The sequence below is a fragment of the Sphingomonas sp. NCPPB 2930 genome, from assembly GCF_042867205.1.
GTDB lineage: Bacteria > Pseudomonadota > Alphaproteobacteria > Sphingomonadales > Sphingomonadaceae > Sphingomonas.
Map to the genome: position 1 here is coordinate 25,416 of NZ_JBHZQU010000017.1, position 12,774 is coordinate 38,189.

At 68.2% G+C, this 12,774-nt stretch carries 8 protein-coding genes and 1 pseudogene; 3 read left to right on the forward strand and 6 right to left on the reverse strand.

What is annotated here, in order from left to right:
• Positions 1 to 235 precede the first annotated feature (235 nt).
• Positions 236 to 1,663, forward strand: a complete 1,428-nt coding sequence (locus ACFX59_RS15795; protein WP_387433554.1) for a glucoamylase family protein — start codon at positions 236 to 238, stop codon at positions 1,661 to 1,663.
• Between the two features lie 28 nt (positions 1,664 to 1,691).
• Positions 1,692 to 2,471, forward strand: coding sequence for an SDR family NAD(P)-dependent oxidoreductase (locus ACFX59_RS15800; RefSeq protein WP_387433556.1), 780 nt, complete (start codon positions 1,692 to 1,694; stop codon positions 2,469 to 2,471).
• Between the two features lie 6 nt (positions 2,472 to 2,477).
• Here ACFX59_RS15800 and rarD read toward each other — a convergent pair whose 3' ends face one another.
• The 6 genes and pseudogenes from rarD to ACFX59_RS15830 all read right to left on the reverse strand — a co-directional run bounded on the left by rarD (position 2,478) and on the right by ACFX59_RS15830 (position 10,454).
• A complete protein-coding gene (rarD, locus tag ACFX59_RS15805; RefSeq protein ID WP_309690778.1) occupies positions 2,478 to 3,371 on the reverse strand; it encodes an EamA family transporter RarD in 894 nt (297 codons plus the stop codon).
• A 215-nt stretch (positions 3,372 to 3,586) separates the two neighbouring features.
• Positions 3,587 to 4,805, reverse strand: a pseudogene (locus ACFX59_RS15810) (dihydrolipoamide acetyltransferase family protein).
• A 1-nt stretch (position 4,806) separates the two neighbouring features.
• Positions 4,807 to 5,814 carry an alpha-ketoacid dehydrogenase subunit beta gene (locus ACFX59_RS15815; protein WP_387433615.1) on the reverse strand — a complete coding sequence of 336 codons (1,008 nt, stop codon included), beginning with the start codon at positions 5,812 to 5,814 and terminating at the stop codon, positions 4,807 to 4,809.
• Between the two features lie 190 nt (positions 5,815 to 6,004).
• Positions 6,005 to 7,300: a 3-methyl-2-oxobutanoate dehydrogenase (2-methylpropanoyl-transferring) subunit alpha gene (locus ACFX59_RS15820; RefSeq protein WP_387433560.1), complete on the reverse strand. Its 1,296-nt coding sequence runs from the start codon at positions 7,298 to 7,300 to the stop codon at positions 6,005 to 6,007.
• 223 nt (positions 7,301 to 7,523) lie between these two features.
• Positions 7,524 to 9,503, reverse strand: coding sequence for a sialate O-acetylesterase (locus ACFX59_RS15825; protein ID WP_387433562.1), 1,980 nt, complete (start codon positions 9,501 to 9,503; stop codon positions 7,524 to 7,526).
• Between the two features lie 93 nt (positions 9,504 to 9,596).
• Complete coding sequence (locus ACFX59_RS15830) at positions 9,597 to 10,454, reverse strand: endonuclease/exonuclease/phosphatase family protein (protein ID WP_387433565.1); 858 nt, start codon at positions 10,452 to 10,454, stop codon at positions 9,597 to 9,599.
• A gap of 187 nt (positions 10,455 to 10,641) precedes the next feature.
• Between ACFX59_RS15830 and ACFX59_RS15835 the strand changes: the two genes are divergently transcribed.
• Positions 10,642 to 12,756 (forward strand): TonB-dependent siderophore receptor, encoded by a 2,115-nt coding sequence (locus tag ACFX59_RS15835; RefSeq protein ID WP_387433567.1) that lies wholly within the window; start codon positions 10,642 to 10,644, stop codon positions 12,754 to 12,756.
• The last annotated feature ends 18 nt before the right edge of the window (positions 12,757 to 12,774 follow it).

Below are 12,774 nucleotides of genomic sequence, written 5' to 3' on the forward strand. Positions count from 1 at the left end.
GGTTACATTTTTTTATTCGCATGGCTGGACGGGCATGCCCGCATCGGGCCGCCAGGCCGCCCCCATCATACTGTATCGCCGACATATTTCGCCCGGCACGGCATCCGGGACGCCGGGGTCGGCTATGCCCCCTCCTTCTCTTCCCCGTGGAGGGTCGTTCCGGCTAGGTTGCGGGCCATAACGACCGGGCCGGGTCCAGAACGGCACGGCACCAGAAAAGAAACAAGGAGAGACCATGTACGACCGCCGCGGCGTCCTGAATCTGGGCGGGCTGAGCCTCGCTGCCCTGATAACGGGATGTGCCGGGCCGCAGGGCCGGGTGAGCGCGCCGCGCATCATTCCGCAGGTTCAACCCGACCTGATCCGCGATCTGCAGGAACGCACCTTCCGCTTCTTCTGGGAAACGACCGATGCCGAAACCGGCCTCGCCCCCGATCGCTGGCCGACGCCGTCCTTCGCGTCGATCGCGGCGGTGGGCTTTGCGCTGACCGCCTATCCGGTCGGCGTGGTCAATGGCTGGATCACCCGCGAAGAGGCGCGGCTTCGCACGCTGACCACGCTGCAATTCTTCGCCGATGCGCCGCAGGGGCCGGGCGAGACGGGGTTCAGCGGCTATAAGGGCTTCTTCTACCACTTCCTGGGCGTCACCAAGGGACAGCGCTTCGCCCGGTGCGAGCTGTCGACGGTCGACACCGCGCTGCTGATGGGCGGCGTGCTGTTCGCGCAAAGCTGGTTCGACGGCGATCATCCCGACGAGGTCCGCATCCGCGCGCTCGCCGACCGGATCTACGGCGCGGTCGACTGGACCTGGATCACCCCGCGCGCGCCCCTGTTGTCGATGGGCTGGCACCCGGAGACGGGGTTCATCAAGTCCGACTGGGACAGCTACAACGAGGGGATGCTGCTCTATCTGCTGGCGCTGGGCTCCCCCACCCATCCGCTGCCGGAGGGGACGTGGCAGGCCTGGTCCAGCCGGTTCGAGCCGAGCTGGTCGGATCGCTGGGGCCAGCCGCATCTCCACTTCGCCCCGCTGTTCGGCCACCAGTACAGCCATGTCTGGGTCGATTTCAAAGGCATCCGCGACGGCTATATGGCGGGCAAGGGCATCGACTATTTCGAGAATAGCCGCCGGGCCGCCTATGCTCAGCAACGCTATGCCATCGAGAATCCGGGGCGTTGGCGCGGCTATGGCGCGGATATCTGGGGGCTGACCGCGTGCGACGGGCCGGGCGACTTCATCCAGACGATCGACGGGTTGCCGCGCGAATTCTACAGCTATTCGGCGCGCGGGCCGGGCGAGCGCGACGACGGCACGCTGGCGCCCACGGCCGCCGCTGCGTCCATCCCCTTCGCCCCCGACATCGCGATTCCGGCGGTGCAGGCGATGCACGACCGCTATGGCCAAGGCATCTACGGCAAATACGGCTTCCTCGATGCGTTCAACCCGACGCTGACCTACCCGCCCGAGCCGTTGAAACATGGCGAGATCGTCCCCGGCATCGGCTGGGTCGACAAGGATTATCTAGGAATCGACCAGGGCCCGATCGTCGCGATGATCGAGAATCACCGCACCGGCCTGATCTGGAAGACGATGCGACGGAACCCGCACCTGCGGCGCGGATTGCAAAGGGCGGGATTCACCGGCGGCTGGCTGAACGGATAAGGACGGCCGCGCGATTTGGGAGGCGGCCATGACCGACACCATCCTGATTACCGGCGCATCGGCCGGGCTGGGCGCGGATTTCGCACGCGCGCTGGCGAAAAAGCCGGTGACCCTGGTCCTGACCGCCCGGCGCACCGACCGGCTGGCCGCGCTGGCGCTGGAGCTGGGGCAGCGACCGGGGGTGGAGATACATGTCGTCTCCGCCGATCTGGGACGGCCGGAGGGGGTGAAGACCTTGCTCGACGGGGTGGCGGACCGCGGCTTGCATATCGATACGCTGATCAACAATGCCGGTTATGGCGCGCTGGGCCCCTTCGCGGACGGCGATCTGGCGACGCAGCTGGGGATGATCGACCTGAATGCCCGTGCGCTGGTCGCGCTGACCCATGCGCTGCTGCCCCCGATGCTGGCGCGCGGGCGGGGTGCGGTGCTGAACGTCGCGTCCACCGCCGCCTTTCAGCCGGGGCCCTATATGGCGGTCTATTATGCCAGCAAGGCGTTCGTGCTGCACTTCTCCGAGGCGCTGCACGAAGAGGTGAAGGGGCGCGGCGTGATCGTCACCGCGCTGTGTCCGGGGCCGACCAGGACCGAGTTCGCCGATGTCGCGGGCATGGCGCAAACGCCGCTGTTCGAACGCTTTGCGGGCACGTCGGACCAGGTGGTGCGCGACGGGCTGGATGCGCTCGGCCGGGGCCAGGCGGTGATGGTGTCGGGGCTGCTCAACCGGCTGACCGCCGCCAGCACGCGGGTTGCGCCGCGCGGGGTGCTGCGGCGCGCGGTCGCGAAATTGCAGAGCGGGCGGCGGTGAGCCGACTTATTCGGCGGTGACGGGCGTCCGGCTCCCCCGCACGCTGTCAAAGGCATAGAGCGCACACCCCGCCCAGATCAGCGCGAAGGTGACGATATGCACGGGCTTGAGCGGCTCGCCGAACAGCAGCACGGCCTGCGCGAATTGCAATGTCGGGGCGAGATATTGCAGCAGCCCCAGGGTCGAATAGCGAAGCCGCCGCGCCGCCGCCGCGAACATCAGTAGCGGCGCCGCCGTCACCGCCCCCGCCAGGATCAGCAGCATGTCGAGATGCCGGTCCACCCCGAACGCCGCCGTGCCGGTGGCGCTGGCCTGCACCAGCACCGCCAGCGCGGGCGCGGCCAGCAACAGCGTCTCGACCGTCAGGCCGCCCAGCGCGTCTATCGCGGCGACCTTGCGGACCAGGCCATAGAATCCGAACGACAATGCCAGCGTCAGCGATATCCAGATCGCCCCGCCCCCGCTGATCGCCAGCACCGCCACGCCGAGCGCGGCGATGCCGACCGCCACCGCCTGTCCCCGGCGGATCCTCTCGCCCAGCAGCACGACGCCCAGCGCGACGTTGATCAGCGGGTTGATGAAATAGCCCAGGCTCGCCTCGAGCACATGGTTGTTCTGGACCGACCAGATATAGACGAGCCAGTTCACCGCGATCAGCGCGGCGCTGGCGCAGAGCAGCAACAGGGTACGCCCGCGCGCCGCCGCCAGGATCGCCCGCCCCCGCCGCGCGACCAGCACGACCAGCGCCAGCAGCAACAGCGACCACAGGATGCGATGGGCCAGCACCTGAAGCGCGGGCACGCCCTTCAACAGCTTGAGATAGAGCGGCAATATGCCCCAGCTGATATAGGCCCCGATGCCGAGCATCAGGCCGGTGCGGGCGTTATGGTCGGTCGTCATGCCGCCCCTGTTCCACGCCGGGGGCGCGGTTGGCAAGGCTTGGTCGGCGCGCGACCCTGGCGTCCGCCCGTCTGCGAGAACAGGGCGGGTGGCCGGTGGATGGGGTCATGCATGGCCTTCGACTTCGCTCAGGCGGAACGGAGGTGGGGAATAGTTACCGACAGCGGTTCAGCTTGAGCGAAGTCGAAGCGTACACCCTCACCCCGGATCGACCCTCAATCTGCGAACAGCATCACCGGCGTCTCCAGCAACCGCTTCAACGCCTGGACATAGCTTGCCGCGTCATAGCCATCGACGACGCGGTGATCGCAACTGATCGACAGGTTCATCAGCTTGGCGCGCGCGATCGTTTCGCCGCCGCGTCCGTCGGGGCGGAAGACCGGCCGCTCGACGATACGGTTGGGACCGATGATCGCCACCTCGGGCCGATTGATGACCGGCGTCGTCGCGATCCCGCCGAGCGGCCCGAGCGAGGTCAGCGTGATCGTGCCGCCGCCCATGTCGCCCCCGGCAATGCTGCCGGTGCGCGCCGCATCGGCCAGCCGCGCGATCTCGGTCGCCAGCTGCCAGACATTGCGGCTCTCGGCGTTTCGGATGACGGGGACCATCAGCCCGGCCGGGGTCTGGGTCGCCATGCCCATATGCACCGCGCCCGATCGGGTCACCACGCCCGCCTCGTCGTCATAGCGCGCATTCAGCATCGGGAAGTCGGGCAGCGTCTTGCAGATCGCGACGATCAGCAGGGGAAGCAGCGTCAGCTTGGGCCTGTTGCCGCGCCCCGCATTCAGTTGCGCGCGGGTGTCCTCCAGCGCGGTAACGTCGATTTCCTCGACATAGGTGAAGTGCGGGATGGCGCGCTTGGAGGCGGCCATGTTCTCGGCGATGCGGCGACGCATGCCGATGACGCGGACCTGCTCGTCGGCGCGGGGCGCGCGGGCGGGGGTATAGCCCTGCCCCGCACCATAACGCAGGAAGGCGTCGAGATCCGAATGGCGAACGCGGTCGCCCTCGGCGGGCTTCACGCTCGACAGGTCGATGCCCAAATCCACCGCCCGCGCACGGACGGCGGGCGAGGCCAGCACCTTCTTCTGCTCCCTCTCCCACAGGGGGAGAGGGAGTTTGCGCTTCTTCGACGCCGGGGTTTTCGGCTTCGAGCACCGCCTCTTCCGTCGCAGGCGACGCGGCCTCGACCACGTCCGTCTCGATCACCATCAGCGCCGATCCGATCGGCACCTGATCGCCGACCTCGCCCGCCAGCTCGACCACCGTGCCCGACACGGGCGATTCCATCTCGACCGTCGCCTTGTCGGTCATCATGTCGGCGACCGACTGGTCCTCCTCGACCCGGTCGCCCAGCTTCACATGCCACGCGACGATCTCGGCCTCGGAGATGCCTTCGCCGATATCGGGCAGGCGGAAGGTGAAACGGGCCATGTCAGGCGTCCTTCAACAAGGTCTTGAGCGCCTGGCCGATACGGACCGGGCCGGGGAAATAGGCCCATTCCAGGCTGTGCGGATAGGGCGTGTCGAAGCCGGTCACGCGCGCGATCGGCGCTTCGAGATGGTAAAAGCAGCGTTCCTGGACCAAAGCGGACAGCTCCGCGCCGAAGCCCCCCGTCCGCGTCGCCTCGTGCACGATCATGCAGCGGCCGGTCTTCTTCACCGATTCCTCGATCGCTTCGATGTCGAGCGGGATCAGCGTGCGCAGGTCGAGGATCTCGGCATCGACCCCCATCTCCGCGACCACGGCGGCGCAGACATGGACCATCGTGCCATAGCATAGGATCGTCACCGCCTCGCCCGCGCGCACCGTCGCCGCCTTGCCCAGCGGGATGCGGTAATAGCCGGTCGGCACCGCGCCGCCGGGATGCTTGGACCAGTTCTCGGCGGGGCGATCCCAATGGCCGTTGAACGGGCCGTTATAGATGCGCTTGGGCTCGAAGAAGAGGACCGGGTCATTGTCCTCGATCGCGGCGATCAGCAGGCCCTTGGCGTCATAGGGGGCGGCCGGGATCACCGTCTTGATGCCCGAGACATGGGTGAAGATGCCCTCGGGCGACTGGCTGTGCGTCTGCCCGCCAAAGATGCCGCCGCCAAAGGGCGAGCGGACCGTGATTGGTGCGGTGAACTCCCCCGCCGAGCGATAGCGCAGCCGCGCCGCCTCCGACACGAGCTGGTCGAGCGCGGGGTAGATATAGTCGGCGAACTGGATCTCCGGCACCGGGCGCAGGCCATAGGCTCCCATGCCGACCGCGACGCCGATGATGCCGCATTCGGTGATCGGCGTGTCGAACACGCGGGTCTTGCCGTACTTCTTCTGGAGTCCCGCGGTCGCGCGGAAGACGCCGCCAAAATAGCCGACATCCTCGCCCATCACGACCACATCCGGATCGCGCGCCATGACCACGTCCATGGCGGAGTTGATCGCCTGGATCATGTTCATGCGGGTGGTTTCGCCCGCCTGTTCGAAAGTCTCGGTCATGGTGTCGCTCACTGTCCCTCTCCCCTTGGGAGAGGGAAGGAGGCGCATAGCGCCGGGAGGGTGAGGGTGGGACGTAAGGCGAGGATACCCTCACCCTCCCACTCGGCGGTGCCGAGCGGGCCCCTCCCTCTCCCGATGGGAGAGGGGAAATTCACTTGCGCGCCCATGGCCGTCCGCTCGCTTCTTCCTCGTCGAGCATCTGCTGGCGCTGCTCGCGCAAATGCCAAGGCATCTCCTCGAACACGCCGTCGAACAGGCTGTCGAGCGGCTGGTGCAGGCCGTGGCCGAGAATGCCATTCGCCTCGGCCGCCTTTTGCGCGGCGCGGACTTCCTCGGCGACCTCGCGGTCCTGGGCGGCGTGGCGTTCCTCGTCCCACTCCCCCAGCGCGATCAGATGATCCTTCAACCGCCGGATCGGATCGCCCAACGGCCAGGCGGTCGGCTCGCCCGCCGAGCGATATTGCGTCGGGTCATCCGAGGTCGAATGCCCCTCGGTGCGATAGGTGAAATGCTCGATCAGCGTCGCGCCCTGGTTGGTCCGCGCGCGCTCGGCGGCCCATTGGGTGGCCGCATAGACCGCCAGCGCGTCGTTGCCGTCGACCCGCAGACCCGCAATGCCATAGCCGATCGCGCGCGCGGCAAAGGTCGTCGCCTCCGCGCCTGCGAAACCGGAGAAGCTGGAGATCGCCCACTGGTTGTTGACGACGTTCATGACGACCGGCGCGCGGTAGACGGCGGCGAAGGTACAGGCCGAGTGGAAGTCGCCCTCCGCCGTCGAGCCCTCGCCGCACCACACGGCGGCGATCCGCGTATCGCCCTTGGCGGCCGAGGCCATCGCCCAGCCGACAGCCTGCGGATATTGGGTGGTGAGGTTGCCCGAGATCGAGAAGAAACCCGCTTCCTTGGCGGAATACATGATGGGCAGTTGCTTGCCGCCCAGCCGGTCCGCGCTGTTGGAATAGATCTGGTTCATCATATCGACCAGCGGCCAGTCGCGCGCGATCAACAGCCCCTGCTGGCGATAGGAGGGGAAGCACATATCCTCATAGTCGAGCGCATGGGCGGCGGCGACCGCGACCGCCTCCTCGCCCAGCGCCTTCATATAGAAGCTGGTCTTGCCCTGACGCTGCGCGCGGAACATGCGCTCGTCGAAGGCGCGGAGCAGCACCATGTGGCGCAGCATCCGGCGCAAGGCATCGGGGGAAAGCCGGGGGTCCCAGGGACCGACCGCGCGGCCTTCGTCATCCAGCACGCGGACCAGCGTATAGGCAAGTTCGTGGAAGCTGTCGGCGGGCGCGGCGGTGTCCGGGCGGCGTTGCGCACCGGCGGGGGGAACCTCGACACCGGCGAAGTCGACTGCGTCGCCCGGCCGGAATTTCGGCTCGGGCACATGCAGTTGCAACGGGGCCAGGTTGGCGCGCGAAATGGCTTCCGGCGGCACGGCCATGCTCTCTCCTCAACGCTTCGCCCGATTCCATCGGGTCGTTGCTATCTTTCAACCCGATGGAATTTTATTTCAAGCGCCTTTTGTGGCGGCTCAACGGGTTGCAGGTAGGATATGGCGAAGGACCCTGCCACAAACACCGTCATCCCAGCGTATGCTGGGATCTTTGGCAAGGATCGTCGTCATCCGCAAAAGGCCCCAGCCTGCGCTGGGGCGACGGGTTGCGTTATTGGTCGGTGATTGCCGCCTCGAACGGCACCACCGGATGCGGCGCTTCGTCATAGAGATTGACCACCGGCGCATCCGCCCAGGCATAGCGGACGCGGACATCCCCGGGCCTGGCATCGGCCAGCCGCACCTCCGACCCGTTCACCGTCGCGTTGGCATAGCGACAGGCGGTGGCGTCACACAGCTCGAACCCGATCGGCGCCACCGCGCTCCAGGCGTGGAGCGCGCCCTGCACGCCGGTAAAGCGCAGCACCACCTCGCCATGCCCCCGCGTCGCCGAGGCGATCATCGGCCCGGAGGCCTTGGCGCGGTCGCCCGCCTCCAGATGCGTCTGCGCAAAGACCAGCCGCTTGGCCAGCTCGTTCTTGTCGGCGGGGTGGATGTCGTTGCGCACACCGATATCGACCGTCGCGGCCAGCGCGCTGTGCGGATCGCGCAGCACCGCCAGACGCTGCGTCTCGCGCAGCGCGGCCCAGCCGCTATCCTCGATCCGGACCGGCGGCGCACCGTAATTGGCGAGCTGCACGATCAGGAAGGGCAGGTTCGCATCGCCGAACTGCCGCCGCCAGCCCGCCATCAGGAGCGCCAGCCGGTCGCCATAATCGGCACGCCCCACATCCGATTCACCCTGATACCAGGCGACGCCCTTCAGCCCGATCGGCCCCAGCGGCGCGATCATGCCGTTATAGAGCGTGCCGATCCCCGCATGGCTTTCCCAGGGGCTGCGCGGATAGCTCTGGTCGTCGCGCTTATAGACCGAATAGCGCCAGCCGGTGCCGAGCGGAATCGGCGCTCCTCCGGCGGGGGTGAAGCGGATTTGGTCCGCCGGGCCGAACATGCCGCCCGGACCATAGCCGTCGCCCAGCCCCACGACGATCTCGTTGCGCCCCTTCCGAAGCGCCGCGCGAGGCACGGTGTAGCGACGCCAGTCGCCCCAGCCGAAGGTCGCGCCCACGACCACCCCGTTGACCCACACCGTGTCCATCTCGTCGATCCCGGCCAGCTCGACCACGCCGTCGCCGGTCGGGGCCTGGGCCAGGTCGAAGCTCTGCCGGAACCAGACCAGCCCGTTATAATCGGCCAGCGCGGGCACGCCCCATTCCTCCCACGGGCCGAATTTGGGCACCGGCGTCCAGTTCAGGCGGTCGGGTGCGTTCCAGGGCTCCTGCCCCGCCCTGGTCCCGCTGGCCTTGCGCCACCACTCACCCCAGCGGCCGCCGAACGCGCGGAGCCCGGCGGCATGGTCGCGCGCATAGAGCGCCAGAAGGTCGACATCGGCGGCCAGCCCCGGCAGCTTGCGCGCATCGACGCCGGGGATCCACGGAATGATCTTGGTCCCGCCCCAGCTCGAATCGATCGCGCCCATAGGCACCCTGGACTTCGCCGCGAGATCCTTGACCATCAGATAGCAGGCGGCGGAAAAATCGGCGACGCTGGCGGGCGCGGCGGCGGCCCAGACCGGGCGCTTCTCCAGCGCCTCCTCGGGCGACAGGCCGACATGATGCGCGATGTCGAGCAGGCGGATGCGGTCGTCGGCCGCGCCCTTGACCAGCATCTCGCCGTTCAGCGCCTGCTTGGTCGGATATTCCATGTTCGACTGGCCCGAGCACAGCCAGACATCCCCGATCAGCAGATCGTCCATCGCATCGGTCGCGCCGTCCTGGCCGGTCGCGGTCAGGGTCAGCGCCGCGCCGCCCGCCGCCATGGCGGGCAGGGTCGCGCGCCAGCGCCCCTGGCGGTCGGCGGTGGCATCGGCGCTGTTGCCACCCAGCGTGACCTTCACCCGCTCGCCCGCGTCCGCCGTCCCCTCGACGATGATCGGGCGATCGCGTTGCAGGACGGCATGCGCGCTCATCGGGGTCAGGATGCGCGGCCGTGCCTCGGCCATGACCGGCCAGGCGGTTGCCGCCCCCAGAGCCAGCGCCAGAATCGCCCGCCGCCCGGCGCCAGACCGTGATTGCCCTTCGCGCATCGTCATCCCTCTCCTGTCCCGTCGGGCCGCCGGTTCGCGGCCATCGGATTCCGGCGGGAGCATAGGAACGGGCAAATGATAACGCTATCGCAAAAGACGTTACCGGCCGTGCCCCGCCGCGAAGGACAGGGTGGCGCGGACCGGGAAATGATCCGACGGATAGGTCGCGCCCCGGTGCCAGCGGTCGGTCGCGATATGGTCCGCGCGAAAGCCGCGCAGGAACAGATAGTCGATCCGCCGGTCGGGCGTGCCGGTAAAGTCGTGGAAGGTCATCTCCGGCCCTTCGCGCTCGGCGGCGCTGGTCCAGGCATCGGTCATCGCCCCCGCCAGCGTGCGATAGGCGGCGCTGTCGGGCCGGGCGTTCATGTCGCCCGCCAGCACCACCGGCAACCCCTGCGCCAGCGCGGGCAGCCGCGACAGGATCAGCCTGGCCGCACGGTCGCGCGCCTCGGCATCCTCGTCGCGGTGCGGCAGATGCGTGTCGACGAACAGGAAGCGGCGGCGCTCCGCCCCCTTCGTCTCGAACACGCCCCAATTCGCCATGCGCGGCAGGTCGGTGCCCCAGCTCCGGCTGCCCACCATGTCGGGCGTGTCCGACAGCCAGAAGTCGCCATGCCGGATCAGGGTCAGCCGGTCGGGGCGATAGAAGATGCCCATATGCTCGTCGTCATGCCCCCCGCGCCGGTCGCGCCCGAACCAGCGATAGCCGGGCAGCGCACGGGTCAGGTCGTCGCCCTGCCGCTGGAGCAGTTCCTGCGTCCCGATCAGGTCGGGCGCGGCGCGGCGGATGAGTTCGACCATCACCGGCCGCCGCACCGCCCAGCGCTCCGCCCCCTCGTCCGAGGCATAGCGGACGTTGAACGTCATGACCTTGAGCGGCCGTGCCCAACCGCTCAGCGGGGCAAGCGTCGCGGCCAGCGCCGCCGCATTGCAGATGATTCGCCAGAATCCGGTCATTTCATGATCCTCAATCGCCATGGTCGCCCGGAAGTTGCCCGAGTCCCGACCGTCATGCCCCAGGCGCATGGCAGCGCGGCATGTCAGCGGCGTGACAGGTAACGCTATCCCGTCATCACTTCATGATTGAGAGTTATTAGCATTATCGATATGGCGCGCCCGAAATCGATTGATGTGGGGGCTTGTGATGATGTCGAAGGCGATGGGGCGCGCCATGCTGCTGGCCGGGGCGATGATGGCCCAGGGCGTTCAGGCGCAGACTGCGTCGGCATTGCGGAACGATGGGGCGGTGCGGGACGATGCGGCGGACCGCACCGATATCGTCGTCACCGGCCTGCGCGACGCCAATGCCAGCATCACCGGCACCGACGCGTCGCCCGCCCGCTATCCCCAGAGCCTGCGCGTCATCGACCACGCACTGATCGACCGGTTGGGCGCGACGCGGCTGGACGACACGATCGACCTGGCGGGCGGGGTCGCGCGGCAGAACGACTTTGGCGGGCTGTGGGACAAATATTCGATCCGCGGCTTTGCGGGGAACGAGAATAGCGGCCCCGACATCCTCATCAACCGGTTCAACAGCAATCTGGGCTTCAACGCGCCGGTCGACACCGCCACGGTCGAGCGGTTCGAATTCCTGAAGGGCGCCGCCGCCGCATTGTCGGGGCTGGGCGAACCCGGCGGTTCGCTCAACATCGTCACCAAGACGCCGACCACGACGCTCCAGGGCGAAACGTCGCTCAGCTATGGCAGCTGGAACCGGCTGCGCGCGACCGGCGACATCAGCGGCCCCGTGACCGATACGCTGGCCGCACGACTGATCGGCGTGTCGGAACAGGGCGACAGCTTCCGCCAGTTCGTCCACACCGACCGGCTGCTGCTCGCCCCCTCGGTCTCGTTCACCCCGAGCCAGGACCTGCGGTTCCTTTACCAGGCCGAGTTCATGCGCAACCGCGCGCCGATCGATCGCGGCGTGGCGGCGATCAAGGGCAATGCGCGCGCGATGGACCGCGGCACCTTCCTGGGCGAGCCCGCCGATGGCCGGATGACCCAGCGCATGCTGTGGCAGCAGGGCAGCGTCTTTGCCGCGCTGTCCGACCGCGTCTCGCTGGAGGCCGGGCTGTCCAGCCGCGACGGCTTCCTGACCGGCTATGCGACCCAGCCCGATTTCGGCGGGCGCGGGGTGCAGGCCGATGGCCGGACGATCGGACGGTCGCGGCGCTTCCACGATTTCCGCTGGCAGGACCTGACCGCGCGGGCCGAGCTGACCGCGAAACTCGACTGGCTGGGCCTGTCGCACGAACTGCGCATCGGGGCCGACCGGGTGCGCCACGGCATGGATTTCCGCATGGACCAGGCGCGCGGGCGGCCGGGCGCGCCGATCCTGACCATCGACGCCTTCGCCCCCGTCTATGGCCAGCCCCTGCCCGTGCCGACCGCGTTCCAGAACCGCCACCACTCCTTCCGCAGCGAGAGCATCTATGCCCAGGACCTGATCCGCTTCGGCGATTTCACCGCGCTGATCGGCGCGCGCTGGAACAGCTTTCGCGAGACGATGGTGAACCATGTCCGCGGCGATCTGCGGCTGGATACGGTGGATCGCGGCATCACCCCGCGCGCCGCGCTGAGCTGGGCGGCCAGCCCGCGCTTCTCGCTGTTCACCAGCTGGGGCCAGTCGCTGCGCCTGAATCCGTCGGACGGGATCAGCAGCTTCGATGCCGAGCGTAGCGAGTCCACCGAGATCGGCGCGAAATATGCGCTGTTCGGCGGCGCGCTGACCGGCCAGACCGCGCTGTTCACCATGACCAAGCGCAACGTGCTGAACCCCAATGCCACCGACGTCTTCACCAAGACCCAGATCGGCCGCCAGCGGTCGCGCGGGGTCGAGACGGTGGCCGACCTGCGGCTGGCCAGCGGGCTGACCGGCACGGCGACCTACACCTACACCGACGCCACGGTGCGCAACGACAAGAACGCCGCGCTGATCGGCACCACGTTGTCCAATGTCCCGAAGCATCTCGCCGCGCTGGATCTGCATCAGCGGGTGGGGGCGATGACGGTCGGCGGCGGCGTCACCCATGTCGGCGCGCGCAACGGCGACCCCTTCGCCAGCGGCTATCGCCTGCCCGCCTATACGATCGTGCGCGCCGATGCGACCTGGTCGGTGACGCCGCGCTTCGACGTGCGGCTCGACCTCGAGAATCTGTTCGACGTCTATTATATCAGCAGCAGCTATGCCGATGTGTGGACGATGCCGGGGGCGCCGCGCAATGTGCGGGTGACGCTGCGCGGGCGGTTCTGAGGGCTCGTCGCCCCGGCT